The sequence below is a fragment of the Paeniglutamicibacter sp. ORCA_105 genome (assembly GCF_045798545.1).
In the GTDB taxonomy this organism is placed as follows: domain Bacteria; phylum Actinomycetota; class Actinomycetes; order Actinomycetales; family Micrococcaceae; genus Paeniglutamicibacter; species Paeniglutamicibacter sulfureus.
Map to the genome: position 1 here is coordinate 51,875 of NZ_JBIXLM010000019.1, position 17,921 is coordinate 69,795.

Genomic DNA, 17,921 nt, shown 5'->3' on the forward strand with positions numbered 1-17,921 from the left:
CTAAAGTTCCAATTGCAATCGCGCCTGCGACAGTGGCAGGGCCACTACGAGGGGAACTAGGCGCCGACGACGAAGGCGAAGACCAAGCCCAGGATGGCGAGAGCTTCTGCAAGGGCGAAGCCCAGCATGGCGATGGGCTGCAGGATGCGCTGAGCTTCCGGCTGGCGAGCTACACCGTTGATGTAGGCAGCGAAGATCATGCCCACGCCGATGGCCGAACCGATTGCAGCCAGGCCGTAGCCGATCATGTTGAGGGAGCCGTGGAGTTCCATTTCGTTCCTTTCAAGATACCGACACTTTGTCGGCAGGTTGTGAGGTCATTCCCTGATGAAGGGGAAAACTTTGTTTGTTTGGTGCGAGCCCGAATTAGTGGGCGTCTGCATCCAGGGCACCCTGGATGTAGATGGCGGTCAGCAGGGTGAAGACAAATGCCTGCAGGACCATGATCAGGAGTTCGAGGAAGTACATCGCAACGGAGCCGACGATGACCAGGACGCCAACGGCGTTCAGGGCCAGCGACTCCTGGACCATGATCAGGTGGCGAGCGCCGGTGGCGGCAAGCATCACGATCATGTGGCCTGCGAGCATGGTTGCCATCAAACGCAAGGAGTGGGTCAGCGGACGGACGATGAAGTTGGAAATGATTTCCAACGGCACCATCAGCGGCATGATCCAGCCCGGGACCCCCGAGGGAACGACGGCCAGCTTGAAGTAGCGGATGCCGTGGTTCTTCACGCCGACGGCAATCCAGGTGCCGTAGATGATGATGGCCATGGCGTAAGCCGCGCCGGCGTGGGAGAACGAGGGAAGCTGAAGGAACGGGATTGCTCCGAAGAGGTTGTTCAGCAGGATGAAGAAGAAGGTCGCAAAGAGCAGCGGCACCCACTGGGCGAAGTTCTTCTCGCCAATGATGTCGCGGCCCACGCTGTTACGGACGAAGCCGTAGGCGCTTTCGGCCAGGAACTGTGCCTTGCCTGGTACCAGCTTCGGATTCTTGATGGCCGACTTGAAGAACCACACGATCAAGATGATCGAGAGGATGATCATGACCATCTGCTTGCCGAAACCGGTCCCGTACTCGGCTAACCATGGCAGCACCTCGGGAAGGTGGGTGTCGGAAATCGACGGCGGGACATAGGGTTCAGTGGCCGTCGGAAGCGCAAACGCGGTCAACGCGCTGTCCTCTCTGCAGTTTCGGTCGTGGGGCAAAATCGGTGATTCGGCGCAAGGCACCGCACACCGTGTGAAGTTCTAGTGGTCGATCTCATCGCTGCGTGGAAACCCGCGGCGTCGATGCCGCAGATGGTGGCGAGCCAGAAACAATCCGGCGGTGGCGCCTAAGAGCGCCCCGAGGAAAACTATCCAGCGGGTGTCCAGCAAAAGATCCAGGCCCCAGCCTATCAAACCCCACGCGATCAGCCCGCCAACAATGTAGTTGACGTACTCGCGGACGGGGGCCTGACTTGGTGCTTGGCCGGGGTCCATCTCAGGGTTTTCCATGTTTGCCTCCATCGGATGGAAACTGCGATGGAGCGTCCTGGTTGAAAATGGGAAGCCTCGCCCGGGAAAAGGCGCGAATCTCTCCGACCTGCCACAGCACCAGGGAACCAATGGCCCCCCACATGAAGTAGGGCGCAAGCACCCATTCGGGCAGTCCGGAAAAAAGCACCAGGAAACCCATGCCAAGGATCTTGATGAAATACATGAACAGGAAGGCCGGCAGCGCCCAACTGGCGCGATGCCGCCCTGCCCATTCGGCAACGAGCAGGCTGATGCCGAAGAAAACAACGATCAGGGCGCATCCGAATGCCAGCGAACCGGCCGCTTGCGCGCCCAGGATCGGCCAAGCGACGATGGACGCAACGGCGCCGACACCAACGGTGTAGGAAACGCACGTCTTGAGGATGCCCAACCACGGGGAACGCGGAGCCGACGATGCAACCAGCGCACCGCTCGGTTTGGAACCGCGTCCCGACTTGATCATGTTTGTCCAGTTCCCTTGTTGCAGCAGCACCGCTGGTGGGCCCTGCATGACATGGAGGCTTGATGGGGGGTATGTTCCTCCGTGAAGAGGCAACTTGAATTCTACACGAGATAGAACGGGGCTCCGACCCGCCGATGGGCCCGGCGCTACAGGGAAAGCGGGGCCTACTTGGCGCCGGGCAAGCCGAGCTTGCCGTGCGCCCGCTTGAGCATCGGCATCCAGGTGACAAACGTCACGAAAATGAACGCCGCAACATAAAGGGGAATTGCGATTCGTCTGTCGCTCAGTGAAATCACCACGACGCCGGAGGCAACCAGCGCCGCCCATAGGTAGAGGATCAGGACCACGGCGCGGGGGCTGTGCCCCAGGTCCACCAGGCGGTGGTGGATGTGCCCGCGGTCGGCACTGAAGGGTGATCTGCGCTTGGCCGTCCGCCTGATGACGGATAGCAACAGGTCCAGGTACGGCAGCACGATCACGGCGACCGGCAGGATCACCGGCATGAAGGCGGGGACGTTGCGGAAGCGGAAGGCATCCTGCCCCAGCACGTCCCCGGTAACGGCAAGGGTGGCCACCGCAAAAAGCAGCCCGATGGCCAGCACTCCGGTCTCCCCCATGAAGATGGAAGCCGGTTGGAAGTTGTGCGGAAGGAAGCCCAGCGTCGCCCCCAGCAGCACCGCACACAGCAGCGCCGAGAGGTTGGCGTAGTCCTCCGCGCTGACGCGCGTGGCCAGCAAGTAGCTGTAGACAAAGAAGGTTGCCGCCCCGATGGCCGAGATCCCCGCGGCGAGGCCGTCCAACCCGTCGACGAAGTTGATCGCGTTCATCGTGCCCACGATGACCAGCACCGTGACGAAGACCTGAAGGGCGGGGGAATCGATGTGCAGCGACCCGACGGGCAGGGCCTTGAGCAGGATCCCGTGCTGGACGATCACCAGGCCCACGGCGACCTGTCCGATGAGCTTGGCCCACCAACGCAGGTCGATCAGGTCATCGAGCACCCCCATGACCAGGATGATGGCCAAGGCGATCAGCACTCCCTGGATGGGCTCGGGGGACCTGAAGATGCCGGAGAAGAACGACATCTGCTGGGCCACCGAGATTCCCAGGTACAGCGCCCCCACGATGGCAACCCCACCCAGCTTGGGGGTGGGCTTGTGGTGGAAGTCGCGGTCACGCACCGGGAGCTGGGGCATGAATCGCACACCCAGGACCCGGAGCACCGGAGTGAGGAGATACGAGGTCATGAACGTGATCCCGATCAGGAGCAAATAGCTTCTCATGGTGTCCGGGCGGACTCCCCTGCGGCGTCCCCGCTTTCGGTGCCGCCGCGATTCTGTGTTTCAACGGGAGTGGCCCCCGGCGCGGTGCCGGACTTGGCATCCGAGTCCGTGGTGGCAGGGCCTGACGCGATGTCGATGTCGGCGTCGGCGTCGGCATCGGCATCGGTGTCGGTGTCGGTGTCGGTGTCGGCATTGTCGCTGCTGGCGTCGGACAACAAGGAATCATCGTTTGCGGGCAGGGCATCCGCTGCAGCGTCGTTCACATCGGCTTCGGGTTGCTCGGACCCCGCACCGGATTCATCGGATGACGGCGCGGCGTCCCCTGTCAGGGCCGGGTCCGGTTGACCGTCGGTGTCCAGAAGGTCGGGAACCACCACGCGCAGCGCCTCAACGGAGATCGCACCGGCGCGCACCACGCGGGGCGGGGTGAGGGTGCAGTCGATGATGGTGGAGCTCAAGGCTTCACCGGCGATCGGGCGGTCCCCGGCCTCCAGGTACACCTCGACGGTCTCGCCGAGCTGACCGAAGGCGGCCTCGGCGGTGGCCGCGGCGGGGCGACCGGTGCGGTTCGCCGAGGAGACGGCCAGCGGGCCGGTGCTGCGCAGCAGCTGGCGGGCCACCTCGTCGTCGGGCATCCGAAGGGCCACGGTGCCCCGGGTCTCCCCCAGGTCCCAGGTCAGTGACGGCTGGGCGTGAAGTATCAGGGTCAGCGCGCCGGGCCAAAATTCCGCTGCCAAGTCCCGGGCGAAGGCCGGGATGTCGATGGCCAGGCCGTCCATCGTGGCTGCCTGGGGGATCAGCACCGGGGGCGGCATGTTCCGTCCCCGGCCCTTGGCGGCCAGCAGGGTCGCCACGGCCTGGGCGGAAAAGGCGTCGGCGGCAATGCCGTAGACGGTGTCTGTGGGCATCACGATGCATCGGTTTTGGGCCAATGCGTCGCGTGCGGCCTCGAGACCAGCCTCCAGTTGCTGGCTGTCGCGGGCATCAAAACGTGAAGTCACGTGATTCATTCTTCCATGTTTCGTGGGTTTTCAGCGGCGGATGCCGCTCGTGGCACGGTCTCGTCCGGTCAGGTCACGGTGGGTCGCCACCCGCTCCCAGTGCCCGGAGGCGGCAAACATCGCCGCCATGCCAGCGGCCTGGACCTCGGCGTGTTCCATGACGAAGAAGCCCCCGGGGTGCAACAACCGTGCGGCGGAGGCCTCGGCGGCGCGGGGCAGGACCATGCCGTCCTCCCCTCCCCCGTACAGCGCCATGTGCGGGTCGTGGTCCCGGGCCTCGGGTTCGCGCGGCAGCGCGTTGGCGGGGATGTAGGGCGGGTTGGAGACGACCACGTCGCAGCTCCCGTTGAGCTCGGCAAACGCGTGGGTCAGGTCCCCCTGCACCAGGTTGACGCCCAGCGGCGCCAGGTTGCGCTGCGCGTAGGGGAACGCGTCGTCGGAAAGCTCCACCGCGTGGACCCGTGCCCCTGGCACTTCGTGCGCCAGCGAGCCGGCGATCGCGCCGGATCCGGTGCCCAGGTCGACCATCAGCGGGTGCTCCATGCCGCGGGCGGCGTCGATGGCCAATTGCACCACCGACTCGGTCTCGGGCCGCGGCACGAACACGCCGGGGCCCACAAAAAGGTCCAGGTACCGGAAGTGGGCGACGCCGGTGAGGTGTTGCAGCGGCACGCGGGTGGCGCGCCTGGCCACCAGTTGCTCGAAGCTTGCAGCAGCGGCGGGGGTGAAGCTCTCCCCCATCATCGACATCGAGGCGAGCCGCCCGCGGCCCACGTCCAGCACGTGGGCCGCCAGCAGCTCGGCATCGACCCGCGGGGAGGGCACCCCGGCGGATTCGAGGACTGCCGCGGCATCGCCGAGCACCTGTGCCAGCGGCCTGCCGCTTCCCGATTCGCTCACCTGCGTCCTAGCCCTGGTCTCCGCCGATGGCGTCCAGGCGCTGCTGTTCATCCATCTCGATGCAGGAGTTGATCAGCGGGTCCAGCTCGCCGTTCATCACGTGGTCAAGGTTGTAGGCCTTGTAGCCGGTGCGGTGGTCGGCGATCCGGTTTTCCGGGTAGTTGTAGGTGCGGATGCGCTCGGAGCGGTCCATGGTGCGCACCTGCGACTTGCGGATGTCGGAGTTCTCCGCGTCGATGATGGCCTGCTGGTGGGCCAGCAGCCGCGAACGCAGCACGCGCATGGCTGCCTCGCGGTTCTGGATCTGCGACTTCTCGTTCTGCATGGCCACCACGATGCCGGTGGGCAGGTGGGTCAGGCGCACCGCGGAGTCGGTGGTGTTCACCGACTGGCCGCCGGGGCCCGAGGAACGGTAGACATCGACCTTCAGGTCGTTCGGGTGGATGTCGACCTCTTCGGGCTCGTCGACCTCGGGCAGGATCAGCACGCCGGCCGCCGAGGTGTGGATGCGTCCCTGGGACTCGGTCTGCGGCACGCGCTGCACGCGGTGCACCCCGCCCTCGAACTTCAGGTGCGCGTAGACGCCTTCGGCGGGGTCGTTGGACTTGCCCTTGATGGCCATCTGGGCGTCCTTGTAGCCGCCGAGGTCGGACTCGTTGAACGAGATCAGCTCGGTCTTCCAGCCCTTGGTCTCCGCGTAGCGGGTGTACATGCGCAGCAGGTCGGCTGCGAAGAGGGCCGCCTCGTCGCCGCCTTCCCCGCCCTTGACCTCGAGGATCACGTCGCGCGCGTCGTTGGGGTCGCGCGGGATCAGCAGGCGGCGCAACTTTTCCTCAAGCACGGGCAGTTTAGTGTTCAGCTCTTCGACCTCGGCGGCGAAGTCGGGGTCCTCGTCGGCCATTTCCCGGGCCGTCTCGAGGTCCTCGGTGGCCTGCTTCCAGCGCCGGTGCGCCTCGACAATGCCGTTGAGCTCGGCGGAACGGCGGCCGAGCTTGCGGGCCAGGGCCTGGTCTTGGTAAACGGCGGGGTCCGAGAGCCGGGCCTGGAGGGCTGCGTGCTCATCGAGTAGGCCCTGTACGGACTCAAACATGTTTTCAGCTTCTTTCACTACGACTGGTTCCCAGTGTAGGGAACGAAAAGGAATCTGGTGTTAACGACCAACGCCCAGCCTCACCGAGCCCGGGGTGTCCGGGCACGGTGAAACTGGGCGCATGGGCAGCTAGGCGTCGTTCTTGGAACCCAGCGTGGTCTTGTTGATGAGCATCAGGAACTCGGCGTTGGAGGAGGTCTCGCGGATCTTGCCCGTGAGGGTCTCCAGGGCCTGCTGGGTGTCCAGGCCCGAGAGCACGCGGCGCAGGCGCCACATGATGCGCACCTCATCCGGCGACAGCAGCTTCTCCTCGCGGCGGGTACCCGACGCGTTGACGTCGACGGCCGGGAAGATGCGCTTGTCCGCCAGCTGGCGGCTCAGGCGCAGCTCCATGTTGCCGGTGCCCTTGAACTCCTCGAAGATGACCTCGTCCATCTTGGACCCGGTCTCCACCAGCGCGGTGGCCAGGATCGTCAGCGAGCCGCCGTTTTCGATGTTGCGGGCAGCACCGAAGAAGCGCTTGGGCGGGTACAGCGCCGAGGAATCGACACCGCCGGAGAGGATGCGGCCCGAGGCCGGGGCCGCCAGGTTGTAGGCGCGGCCCAGTCGGGTCATCGAGTCCAGCAGGACCACGACGTCCATGCCCATTTCCACCAGGCGCTTGGCACGCTCGATGGCGAGCTCGGCCACGGTGGTGTGGTCGTCGGCCGGGCGGTCGAAGGTCGAGGCAATGACCTCGCCCTTGACGGTGCGCTGCATGTCGGTGACTTCTTCGGGACGCTCGTCAACCAGCACCATCATGAGGTGGACCTCTGGGTTGTTGATGGTGATGGCGTTCGCGATGGACTGCAGGATCAGGGTCTTGCCGGCCTTGGGCGGCGAGACGATCAGGCCGCGCTGGCCCTTGCCGATCGGGGCAACAAGGTCGATGACGCGGGGGCCGATGAGCTTCTGGTCGGTCTCCAGGCGCAGGCGCTCGGTCGGGTACAGCGGGACCAGCTTGGAGAAGTCAACGCGGTTGGAATTCTCCTCCGGGGTCTTGCCGTTGATCGCCGTCAGCTTCACCAGGGCGTTGAACTTGGCGCGCGAGGAGGCGTTCTCGTTTTCGCGGGGGGCGCGGATGGCGCCGACCACGGCATCGCCCTTGCGCAGGTTGTACTTCTTGACCTGGTTGAGGGTGACGTAGACGTCCGACGGGCCGGCGAGGTAGCCGGAAGTGCGGATGAACGCGTAGTTGTCCAGCACGTCCAGGATGCCGGCTACCGGCAGCAGCACGTCCGAGTCGCTGAACTCGGTGTCATCCACGTCCGGCTGGTTGCGGTTGCGGCCGCGGCGGTTGTTCCGGTCGTTGCGGTCGTTGCGGTCATTGCGGTCATTGCCGCGATCCTGGCGGTCGCCGCGTTCGTTGCGGTCGCGGTTGCGCTCGCGGTTGCGCTCATTGCGTTCGCGGTTGCGCTCGCGGCGGTTGGCCGAGCGCTCCTCGGAGCTTTCGCGGCGGTCCTCGCTGCGGTCGTTCGACTTGCCGTCGTTGGAACGCGAGTCGCCGGACTTGGCCTCGACCTGCTTGTCCTCCTGGGCCTCGGCGGGCTCGGTGGACTCGGCGGAGTCGGTGTTGGCGTTGTTTTCGCGGCGGTTGCGGTTGCGGTCCCGGCGGTTGCGGTTCCGTTCGCTGCGCTCGTTGCGGTCGCCGCGGTCGCCGCGGGACTCGTTGGCGTCCTGGGCCGACTCGGTGGAATCGGCGGGTGCCGGCTCGGCAGCGGCAGCGGGTGCCGTTTCGGCCGAGGCCTCGGCGGTGCCGGTGGACTCGGCGCGGCGGTTGCGGGTGTTGCGGCGCGGTGCGCGCTCCTCGGTCGCCGGCGACTCGGCTGCGGCCGGGGCGGCGTCGGCCTTCGGCTCGGCGGCGGGCGCCTCGGCGGCCGGGGCAACGGTTCCACTGGAATCGGCGCGGCGGTTGCGGGTGCGGCGGGTGGCGGGCTGCTCGGCCTTGGCCTCGGCTGCTGCCGGTGCGGCGTCGGCCTTCGGCTCGGCGGCGGCCGGGGCCTCCGCCTGCTTCGCAGCGTCCTTGGCGGCGCCGCGGGCCGGGGCCTTGGCGGCCGACTTGGCCGGTGCTTTCTCCGCCTTGGCGGGGGCCTCGGTCTTGGCGTCGGCCTTGGGCTCCGCCTTGGCCTTGGCGTCGCGGTCGGCCACGGAGCCGCCACGCTGGTGGTTTGAGATCGCGGTGACAAGATCGTTCTTGCGCATCCGCGAACCGCCGGTGATGCCCAGCTGGGACGCTAGCACCTGCAATTGTGCAAGTTTCAGGCCGGCGAGTCCGCCGCCCTTGGATGCGTTGTTTTCTTCCACGCCTGCAGTAAGGCTGGTGGTTTCGGTCACGAAGGTTCCTTCCCCCTCGTCGGGCGGATCCCGTCAGAGAGACCCGCAACGTTTGACTAGCCCCGTTCCCGCGTCAGATGCGGGAAAAGGTTCGGCCGTGCACCGCCAAGTGGAACGAGGCGGATGCTTCGGTCGATCGTGAGACACACCAAGGGATCTAGTCACCAACATGGTTGACGGTTTCAATCGGATGGTGTGGGTGTGCCTGCTCGCCCAGCGAAAATGGTTTGTGATGATCGAATTCCCCAAGATCCGCCCGCCGTGGCGGGGGAAGGAATTGATGGCTGCACGAAACGCGACGAATCATCCATCGAAATACGGACAACTCTTTTCAGGCGGGTGCTAGAGCACTTCTACTCTAACACCCGTTGGGGGTACTGACTCAATCCGGACACGCCACTTTGTTTCGGCGTGGCGTGCCGCGTAACCGGAAATCGCGGCGGCGGCCGCCTCGGCACCGTCCTGGCCATTACTCAGGACCAACACCGTGGGACCGGCCCCGGAGACCACGGCTGCATGTCCCGCGGCGCGAAGGTACCCGATGAGGCCGGCGCTCTGTTCCATGGCAGGGGCGCGGAAGCCCTGGTGCAGGAAGTCCTCCGTGCCGACCATCAACGCTGCCGGCTCGTGGGCCAAGGCGTGGATGAGCAGGCCCACCCGTCCCCCGTTGGCCGCTGCGAGGGCGTGCGGCACGGTTTCCGGAAGCAGGCCGCGGGCAGCGGCGGTGGACAGCTCGATGTCGGGGATGGCAATGACCGGGACAATGTCCGAATGCAGCACCCCCTGCAGCGTGCCGAATCCGGCATCGGTGGTCCAGGACAGCGTCAACCCGCCGTACACGGCCGGGGCGACGTTGTCAGGGTGCCCCTCCCAGCGCGAGGCGGCCTGGAAGATTTCCTCGGCGCCCGATTGGGCGTCGGCGGGAAGCAACGCGTTGGCCGCTGCCAGCGCGCTGACCATGGCCGCGGCGCTGGAACCCATGCCGCGGCCGTGCGGGATGTTGTTCGTCGCCTCGATGCGCAGGCCGCAGGGCTCGAAGCCCAGTTCCGCCCAGCGCTCCAGGATCGTCTTGGCGATCAGGTGCGTCTCGTCGGTGGGTAGCGTTTCGGCGCCCTCCCCGGTGATGGACACGCTGACGCCTGACTCTGCCTGCGTGTGCACCACCAGGGTGTCGCACACCGACAGGGCCAGGCCCAGCACGTCGAAGCCGGGCCCCAGGTTCGCGCTCGTGGCCGGCACGTGCACGGCGATGGATTGTCCGGCTTGGATCTGCGGCATCAGGCGTTGGTCCCCTTTGTATCCGGTGCCGGGGCTAGGCCAGGCCGAGGGCCGAGGCCACCGAAACGACGTCGAACTCGACCTTGGTCGGGGTGACAGGCGATCCATCCTCGGTCTTCAGGGCCCAGTCGGGGTCCTTCAGTCCGTGGCCGGTGACCGTGATGACGATCTTCTTGCCGGCCGGCACGTTGCCGGCGGCGTGGTGCTTGATGATGCCCGCAACGCCGGCTGCGGAGCCCGGCTCCACGAAGACGCCCTCACGGGAAGAAAGCCAGCGGTGCGCGGCCAGGATCTCCGCGTCGGTCACCGAGTCGATGATTCCGCCCGATTCGTCGCGGGCCTCTTCGGCCTGCTTCCAGGAGGCGGGGTTGCCGATGCGGATGGCCGTGGCGATGGTGTCCGGTTCGGTGACCGGGTGGCCCAGCACGATGGGTGCGGCGCCGGCTGCCTGGAAGCCCCACATGATCGGGGTCTTGGTGGACACCGGTGCCAGGGTGTCACCTGCCTGGGTGGTGTACTCGGAGGAGTACTCCTTGTAGCCCTTCCAGTAGGCGGTGATGTTCCCGGCGTTGCCCACCGGAAGCACGTGGTAGTCGGGGGCGTCGCCAAGGTAGTCGACGACCTCGAAGGCACCGGTCTTCTGGCCCTCGATGCGCGCGGGGTTCACCGAGTTCACCAGGAACACCGGGTAGTTCTCGCTGAGCTTGCGGGCGACCTCGAGGCAGTTGTCGAAGTTGCCGTCGACCTGCAGCAGCTCGGCGCCGTGCGCGATGGCCTGGGAGAGCTTGCCCATGGAGATCTTGCCGTCCGGGACCAGCACCGCGCACTTGAGCCCGGCCTGGGTGGCGTAGGCAGCGGCGGAGGCGGAGGTGTTGCCGGTGGATGCGCAGACAACTGCCTTGGCGCCGGCGGCGACCGCTGCGGTCATCGCCATGGTCATCCCGCGGTCCTTGAAGGAGCCGGTCGGGTTCATGCCCTCGACCTTGAGGTACACCTCGGAGCCCGTGAGCTCGCTCAGTGCCGGGGCGAACACCAGGGGTGTACCGCCCTCGCCCAAGGTGATGACCTTGGTGTTTTCGTCGACGGGCAGGCGTTCGGCATATTCGCGGATGACTCCGCGCCACTGGTGGGCCACTTAGTTTCCTTCAACTCGCAGGACAGAGGTTACTTCTTGGACGGCATCCAAATCGGCGACGGCGGCCACGACGGCGGCCAGCGAGGACTCGGTGGAGCGGTGGGTCACGATGCGCAGCTCGGCGGACCCTCCGTGGTTTTCTTCGATGATCGACTGGCGCAGCGCCTCGATGGAGACGGTGTTCTCGGCGAAGATCGCGGCGATGGCTGCAAGCACGCCCGGCTCGTCCGAGACTCGCAGGCCGATCCAGTAGCTGGTCGAGATCTCGTCGAACGCGAGCGCCTTGACCGATTGCTGTGCGGCGATGGCCGGCAGCGGACCGCCGGAGACCACGCGTCTGGCCACCGAAACGGTGTCGCCCATGACGGCAGAGGCGGTAGGTGCCCCGCCTGCGCCGGCGCCGTAGAACATCAGCTCGCCGGCGTTTTCCGCCTCGACGAAAACGGCGTTGAAGGCGCCGTGGACGGCGGCCAGCGGGTGGGTGCGGCGCAGCAGCGTCGGGTGCACGCGCACGCCGATGCCGTCCTGGGTGCGTTCGGCGATGGCCAGCAGCTTGATGACCATGCCGGCCTCCTTGGCGGCGGCGACGTCGGTGGCGGTGATCTTGGTGATCCCCTCGCAGTGCACGTCGGCGTAGGCAAAGTCGGTGTGGAAGGCCAGGGAGGCGAGGATCGCTGCCTTCGCGGCGGCGTCGTGCCCTGCCACGTCGGCGGTCGGGTCGGCCTCGGCATAGCCCAGGGCCTGGGCCTCGGCGAGCACGTCGTCGAACTGGGCACCGGTGGTGTCCATCGCGTCGAGGATGAAGTTGGTGGTGCCGTTGACAATGCCCATGATCTTGTTGATCCGGTCCCCGGAGAGGGAATCGGAGATCGGGCGCAGGATCGGAATGGCCCCGCCGACGGCTGCCTCGTAGCGCAGCTGGGCGCCGGACTCGAAGGCCAGCGCGTTGAGTTCGGCGCCTTGGGCAGCGAGCAGCGCCTTGTTGCCGGTGACGACCGAGGCACCGCGGGCCAGCGCCCGGCGAATCAGTTCACCGGCCGGTTCCAGGCCGCCAAGCAGCTCGATGACGATGTCGGCGTCGTCGATCAGCGCGGCTGCGTCGGTGGTCAACAACTCCGCGGGAATCGCCGCGTCGCGCTTGGTCTCGAGGCTGCGCACGGCGATGCCGGCGAGTTCAAGCTTGGCGCCGGCACGGTCGGCCAGCACATCGGAATGGTCCAAGAGGATGCGTGCCACCTGGGACCCGACATTGCCGCAGCCAAGCAGGGCCACCTTCAGTGTTTTCACGTGTATTTCTATGCTCCCAAATCGCGGGCCAACAGATCGGCTTCGGTTTCCCTGCGGATGATGGCGCGGACCGCGCCATTGCGCACTGCAACCACGCCCGGGCGACCCAGGTAGTTGTAGTTGCTCGACAGTGCCCAGCAATAGGCACCGGTTCCCGGAACGGCCAAAAGGTCGCCGGCGGCGACATCCTCGGGCAGGTAAACGTCCCGTACGACTATGTCACCGGACTCGCAATGTTTCCCAACCACACGTGAAATAATCGGTTCACTTTCCGTCACACGCGAGGCCAGCACCGCGGTGTAGTCGGCGTCGTAAAGCACCGGGCGGGCGTTGTCGCTCATCCCGCCGTCCACCGACACGTAGCGGCGGGGCACCAGGGTGCCGTCTTCGGTCTCGACCTGGACGCTCTTGCGCACCCCTGCCTCGTAGAGGGTGAAAGTGGAGGGACCGGCGATGGCGCGGCCCGGCTCGATGGATATCCGCGGGACCTTCAGTCCCAGTTCGGCAGCCGTGCTGCCCACGACCTCTGCCATGGCGGCAGCCAGTACCGCCGGTTCACGCGGGGTGTCGACCTCGGTGTAGGCGATGCCGTAGCCGCCGCCCAAATCCAACTCGGGCAGCTCGACGCCGTGGTCCTTCCTGACCTGTGCCAGGAAGCCAAGCATCTTCTGCGCCGCCAGCGCGAAACCCTCGGCCTCGAAGATCTGCGAGCCGATGTGCGCGTGCAGGCCCAGCAGGCTCAGCTCAGGGTGTCCCAGCGCGAAGGCGACCGCGGCTGCAGCGGGGGAAGCGTCCTTGCCCACCGGGATCATCGACAGGCCGAACTTCTGGTCCTCGTGCGCGGTGGCTATGAACTCATGGGTGCTGGCGTGCACGCCGGGGGTCAGGCGCAGCATCACGTTGGCGCGCTTGCCGGTCTCTCGAGCCAACAGTGCCACGCGCTCGAGCTCGTCCAGCGAGTCGATGACGATGCGGCCCAGGTCGGCCTCCAGCGCGGTGCGAATCTCGGCGACCGACTTGTTGTTCCCGTGCAGCGAAAGGTTGGCGGCCGGCACCCCGGCGACGCGGGCCACGGCCATTTCACCGCCGGAGCAGGTGTCCAGGCGCAGGCCCTCGGCGGTGACCCAGCGGGCCACCTCGGTGCTCAGGAACGCCTTGCCGGCGTAATAGACATCGACGCCGCCGCAGAGGTCCGCGAACGCGGCGTCGAAGGCCTGCTTGAAGCCGGCGGCGCGGGCACGGAAGTCATCTTCGTCCAGCACGAACAGCGGGGTGCCGAATTCCTTGGCCAGGTCGCTGACCAGCAGGTCCTGCACGGCGAGTTCGCCGCTTTCGGAGCGGGCGACGCCGGCGGCCCATTCGACTGCGCGCAGCGCATTGACATCGGCGGGCAGGGAAAGCCAGGTCGGGGCAAGTGGTGAAGAGGTCATGGTTCCTTACATCTTTTCCGGGGCCGAGACGCCCAGCAGTCCCAGGCCGTTGGCCAGGACCTGGGTGGTGGCGTCATTGAGCCAAAGGCGGGTGCGGTGGATGGGCTCGACGGCGCCGTCGCCGACGGGGGTCACGCGGCAGGCCGCGTACCAGGAGTGGTATGCGCCGGCGAGCAGCTCGACGTGGCGGGCCACGCGGTGCGGTTCGCGGTGGGTTGCTGCCTGGGCGACAACCGACGGGAACTGGCCCAGGGCCGCGAGCAGATCGTTCTCGGTCTCATGCACGAGCAGCGTCGCATCGAAGTCGGTGCGCGTCACGCCCTTCTCCACCGCGTTGCGCGAGGCCGCGCGGGAGCGGGCGTGGGCGTACTGGACGTAGAACACCGGGTTGTCGTTGGTGTTCTTCTTCAGCTGCTCCGGGTCGATGGTCATCGGCGAATCGGCCGGGTAGCGGCCCAGCGAGTATCGCAGCGCATCGGCGCCGAGCCAGTCGATGAGGTCGCGCAGCTCGATGATGTTGCCGGCGCGCTTGGACAGGCGGGCACCGTTGACCGAGATCAGCTGGCCGATCAGCACTTCGATGTTGACCTTGGGATCGTCACCGGCCGCGGCCGCGATGGCCTTGAGGCGGTTGACGTAGCCGTGGTGGTCGGCGCCGAGCAGGTAGATCTTCTCGGTGAATCCGCGGTCCTTCTTCGACAGGTAATAGGCGGCGTCGGCGGCGAAGTACGTGGGCTCGCCGTTGGCACGGATCAGCACACGGTCCTTGTCGTCGCCGAAGTCCGTGGTGCGCAGCCACACGGCGCCGTCGGTGTCGTCGATGTGGCCCTGTTCGCGCAGGCGCGCCACGGCATCCTCGACGGCACCCTTGGCGTGCAGCTCCTGCTCGGAGAAGAAGACGTCGAACTCGACGCCGAAGTCGTTCAGGGTCTCCTTGATGTCGGCCATCTGCGCCACGTAGGCGGCATGGCGGACGATCGGCAGCGCGGCTTCCTGGGTGAGCGAGCGGATGTCCGGGTGCACCTTGGCCACGGCATCGGCCAGCTCCTTGATGTAGGCACCGGGATAGCCGCCCTCCGGAACCGGCAGGCCATGCAGGCGGTTGTAGACCGAAAGGGCAAAGATGTTCATCTGGTTGCCGGCGTCGTTGATGTAGTACTCGGACGTGACGGTGGCGCCGCTGGCCTTGAGCACGCGGGCGATCGAGTCGCCCAGGGCTGCCCAGCGGGTGTGGCCGATGTGCAGCGGTCCGGTGGGGTTCGCCGAGACGAACTCCATGTTGATCTCGTGGCCCACCAGCGCATCGTTCTTGCCGTACTCGGTGCCCGCCTCGACGATGGCCTTGGCCAGTCCCCCGGCGGCACCTGCCTCGAGGGTGATGTTCAGGAAGCCCGGTCCGGCGATCTCGACGCCGGCAACTCCGGCCGATTCCGCCAGGCGGGTGGCCAGGACCTGGGCGAAGTCGCGCGGGTTCATCCCCGCCTTTTTGCCCAGCTGCAGGGCGATGTTGGTGGCCCAGTCCCCGTGCTCGCGACTCTTCGGTCGCTCCACTCGCACATTCTCGGGCACGTCGACGGAAATCTGGCCGGCGTCGACTGCGTCGCGGAGGCAAGCGGAAATGGCTGTGGAGAGTTCTTCAGGAGTCACCACTCAAGGATAACCGGGGGCACGGGCCCCATTGGACGATGTGACGGCGCGACGTCGCACACATCAGATGCGTATTTGGGCGCCTCCCGGCAGCGGCGAAAGCCCAATTTGTCATTCACCGCTTCACACCTGCTAAGCTCGTCTACGTTCCCAGCCGGAAAATGCTTCAGAAACCATGAAATTGGTTGTTGATTTCCGGCAACGCCCTCGTAGCTCAGGGGATAGAGCGTCCGCCTCCGGAGCGGAAGGTCGAAGGTTCGAATCCTTTCGAGGGCACCAAAGCAAGAGTCGCTGTTTCCCGGTTTCACCGGGAGATGGCGACTTTTTTGTTGTTTCTGAAACCACGGCGCCAGGCCTGCACGTTTGGGCCGATGCGAAATCCTGGCTGGCGCTGTCTGCTGGGACTGGCTCCTCACGCGTTCACGCTGCGAAGCACGCGTACGGCATCCGATGCGCCGCCAGGCACTCAACACCCCCCTCCCGGCCGCCCGGCCATCCTGTTTCCGGGACCACATGCACGCGGAATCGAACGGCTTCCAAAGTTCTTGAAAGTTTTTTCGCTCACCTGTCGATATCGGTGGCTCCCGTTCGATGTAATGAGTGAAGGACGTAATTGCGCGCCTTCCCGAATCCAAGGAGAACACCATGAAATTCATGCTGATCATGCGCTCGACCCAGGCCGCCAAGGAAGCCTACGAGAAGGCGGACTTCAACGAGATCATCAATGCCATGGGCGCCTACAACGAATCCCTGATCAAGGCAGGCGTGCTGCTGGCCGGAGAGGGGCTTTCCGATGACCTCAGCGAGGCCTTCGTCGTCGACTTCTCGGAGGAAACCCCGATCGTCACCGACGGCCCCTATGGGGAAGTCCACGAGCTGTTTAACGGCTTCTGGATCCTCCAGGTCTCCAGCAAGGAGGAAGCCGTGGAGTGGGCCAGCCGGGCGCCACTGGGCGCCGGCGCCAAGCTCGAGGTCCGCCGCGTCACCGACATGTCGGATTTCGAGGACTTTGCCGACAACGAATACCTCAAGAAGGAAGAGGTCTGGCGCGAGGAACTCGGACAGCCGTAAACCCGAAGCCCAGGCCACCCCCGGAAGGCAGGCATGGCAGACACCCTACGCACCCTTGACGCGCTCTGGCGCATCGAGGGTGCGCGCATTGTCGCAACCTTGGCCAAGATGACAGGCGACCTTGGCCAGGCGGAGGACCTCGCCCAGGAAGCACTGGTTGATGCGCTCGCGCAATGGCCGAAGGAGGGCATCCCGGCGAATGCGGCCGCGTGGATCACCGCGGTGGCCAGGCGAAAGGCCATCGATGCGTGGCGCCGGACGACCAGGCTCGATGAACGCCAGCGGGAGTTGGCCCGGAACCTCCGGGAATCGACCGAGCAAGCTTGGGAGCCCATCGACGACGACGTGTTGCGTCTGGTCTTCACCGCCTGCCATCCGGTGCTGTCCCGTGAGGCTCAGGTCGCGCTGACACTTCGCGTCGTAGGCGGGCTGCGGACCGAGGAAATTGCCCGGATGATGCTGGTGCCCGTGGCCACCGTGCAGCAACGGATCGTGCGTGCCAAAAAGACGCTCGCCGCGGCCAAAATACCGTTCGAGGCCCCGGAGGCGCAGGCGTGGGGCGAACGCCTGTCGGCGGTGCTGGCGGTGATCTACCTCGTGTTCACCGAGGGCTACGCCGCCACGGCCGGCGACGACCTGATCCGCCGCGAGCTGGCCAACGAGGCGCTGCGCCTGGGCCGGGTCCTGCTCGGACTGCTTCCCCGGGAGCCCGAGGTCGCCGGGCTGGTGGCGTTGATGGAGATCCAGGCCTCGCGGTTTTCGGCCAGGATCTCCCGGGACGGCAGTCCGATCCTTCTGGCCGACCAGGACCGTTCGCGCTGGGACCACTCGCAGATCATGCGGGGGCGTCGGGCGTTGGAACGTGCCGATGCACTGCGGCACGGTCGCGGCTTCTATGCCCTCCAGGCGGCCATCGCCGAATGCCACGCTGTGGCACGGAGCGTGGGGGAAACCGACTGGGACAGGATTGTGCTGCTCTATGGGGCCTTGTTCAGCCTTGCACCGGGACCCGTCGTCGAGCTGAATCGGGCCGTGGCGGTCTCGATGGCCGAAGGCCCGGATGCGGCCCTGCGCATCGTCGACCACTTGGCAAAGCAGGGGGCACTGGCCAGTTCGCATTTGTTGCCGAGCGTGCGCGGGGAATTGCTGGCCCGATTGGGACGCAACCCCGAAGCCGTGGCCGAATTCCACTTGGCGGCCTCGCTGGTCGGGAACAGGCGCATGGGCGCAGTCTTCCGGGCGAAGGCGGAGGACCTTCAATCCAGGTCTTCGGGGGAATTAGGACGGCCCCCACAGTGACGGCGAATCTCTGTGGGGGCCTAACCGCCGCCCCTTTGAGAAAAGGTGCATTGGCTTTCATGAACACTACAGCCTTTGCACCCCGAGACCGTCATTTCCGGGGCGTGATACGCACTACATTCAAGAGGCAATGAGCGGATTGA

16 protein-coding genes and 1 tRNA gene are annotated in these 17,921 nt (G+C 66.2%); 3 read left to right on the top strand and 14 right to left on the bottom strand.

Features of this window, described 5'->3' with window-relative positions; translation table 11 throughout:
• Positions 1-56: 56 nt before the first annotated feature.
• The 14 genes from ACIPUB_RS11145 to argS all read right to left on the bottom strand — a co-directional run bounded on the left by ACIPUB_RS11145 (position 57) and on the right by argS (position 15,408).
• Positions 57-272 (bottom strand): F0F1 ATP synthase subunit C, encoded by a 216-nt coding sequence (locus tag ACIPUB_RS11145; protein WP_071213157.1) that lies wholly within the window; start codon positions 270-272, stop codon positions 57-59.
• A gap of 94 nt (positions 273-366) precedes the next feature.
• On the bottom strand, positions 367-1,173 hold the full coding sequence (gene atpB / locus ACIPUB_RS11150; RefSeq protein ID WP_217389141.1) for a F0F1 ATP synthase subunit A: 807 nt from the start codon (positions 1,171-1,173) through the stop codon (positions 367-369).
• 78 nt (positions 1,174-1,251) lie between these two features.
• Positions 1,252-1,500, bottom strand: coding sequence for a hypothetical protein (locus ACIPUB_RS11155; protein WP_407607433.1), 249 nt, complete (start codon positions 1,498-1,500; stop codon positions 1,252-1,254).
• The gene (locus tag ACIPUB_RS11160) at positions 1,487-2,032 is read right to left on the bottom strand and encodes a hypothetical protein (RefSeq protein ID WP_407607434.1); all 546 of its coding nucleotides are present in this window, start codon (positions 2,030-2,032) and stop codon (positions 1,487-1,489) included. Before ACIPUB_RS11160 ends, ACIPUB_RS11155 begins: the two co-directional genes overlap by 14 nt.
• Before the next feature lie 116 nt (positions 2,033-2,148).
• Positions 2,149-3,267 (bottom strand): MraY family glycosyltransferase, encoded by a 1,119-nt coding sequence (locus ACIPUB_RS11165; protein ID WP_407607435.1) that lies wholly within the window; start codon positions 3,265-3,267, stop codon positions 2,149-2,151.
• The gene (locus ACIPUB_RS11170) at positions 3,264-4,268 is read right to left on the bottom strand and encodes an L-threonylcarbamoyladenylate synthase (protein WP_407607436.1); all 1,005 of its coding nucleotides are present in this window, start codon (positions 4,266-4,268) and stop codon (positions 3,264-3,266) included. Before ACIPUB_RS11170 ends, ACIPUB_RS11165 begins: the two co-directional genes overlap by 4 nt.
• 30 nt (positions 4,269-4,298) lie before the next feature.
• Complete coding sequence (gene prmC / locus ACIPUB_RS11175; protein ID WP_407607437.1) at positions 4,299-5,168, bottom strand: peptide chain release factor N(5)-glutamine methyltransferase; 870 nt, start codon at positions 5,166-5,168, stop codon at positions 4,299-4,301.
• Positions 5,169-5,175: 7 nt separating this feature from the next.
• Positions 5,176-6,258, bottom strand: coding sequence for a peptide chain release factor 1 (gene prfA, locus ACIPUB_RS11180; protein ID WP_407607438.1), 1,083 nt, complete (start codon positions 6,256-6,258; stop codon positions 5,176-5,178).
• 129 nt (positions 6,259-6,387) lie between these two features.
• The gene (rho, locus tag ACIPUB_RS11185; RefSeq protein ID WP_407607439.1) at positions 6,388-8,631 is read right to left on the bottom strand and encodes a transcription termination factor Rho; all 2,244 of its coding nucleotides are present in this window, start codon (positions 8,629-8,631) and stop codon (positions 6,388-6,390) included.
• Positions 8,632-8,973: 342 nt separating this feature from the next.
• Positions 8,974-9,909: a homoserine kinase gene (gene thrB / locus ACIPUB_RS11190; protein ID WP_407607440.1), complete on the bottom strand. Its 936-nt coding sequence runs from the start codon at positions 9,907-9,909 to the stop codon at positions 8,974-8,976.
• A gap of 34 nt (positions 9,910-9,943) precedes the next feature.
• Positions 9,944-11,044, bottom strand: a complete 1,101-nt coding sequence (gene thrC, locus ACIPUB_RS11195; protein ID WP_407607441.1) for a threonine synthase — start codon at positions 11,042-11,044, stop codon at positions 9,944-9,946.
• Complete coding sequence (locus tag ACIPUB_RS11200; protein ID WP_407607442.1) at positions 11,045-12,331, bottom strand: homoserine dehydrogenase; 1,287 nt, start codon at positions 12,329-12,331, stop codon at positions 11,045-11,047. It lies immediately after the preceding gene.
• An 8-nt stretch (positions 12,332-12,339) separates the two neighbouring features.
• On the bottom strand, positions 12,340-13,761 hold the full coding sequence (gene lysA / locus ACIPUB_RS11205; RefSeq protein WP_407607443.1) for a diaminopimelate decarboxylase: 1,422 nt from the start codon (positions 13,759-13,761) through the stop codon (positions 12,340-12,342).
• A 6-nt stretch (positions 13,762-13,767) separates the two neighbouring features.
• Positions 13,768-15,408, bottom strand: a complete 1,641-nt coding sequence (gene argS / locus ACIPUB_RS11210; RefSeq protein ID WP_407607444.1) for an arginine--tRNA ligase — start codon at positions 15,406-15,408, stop codon at positions 13,768-13,770.
• Between the two features lie 203 nt (positions 15,409-15,611).
• Here argS and ACIPUB_RS11215 point away from each other — a divergent pair.
• The 3 genes from ACIPUB_RS11215 to ACIPUB_RS11225 all read left to right on the top strand — a co-directional run bounded on the left by ACIPUB_RS11215 (position 15,612) and on the right by ACIPUB_RS11225 (position 17,778).
• A tRNA-Arg gene (locus ACIPUB_RS11215) sits at positions 15,612-15,687 on the top strand.
• A gap of 366 nt (positions 15,688-16,053) precedes the next feature.
• Positions 16,054-16,479 (top strand): YciI family protein, encoded by a 426-nt coding sequence (locus ACIPUB_RS11220; protein ID WP_264269255.1) that lies wholly within the window; start codon positions 16,054-16,056, stop codon positions 16,477-16,479.
• A gap of 33 nt (positions 16,480-16,512) precedes the next feature.
• Entirely contained in the window at positions 16,513-17,778 is a 1,266-nt protein-coding gene (locus tag ACIPUB_RS11225) for an RNA polymerase sigma factor (protein ID WP_407607445.1), read from the top strand.
• Positions 17,779-17,921 lie beyond the last annotated feature (143 nt).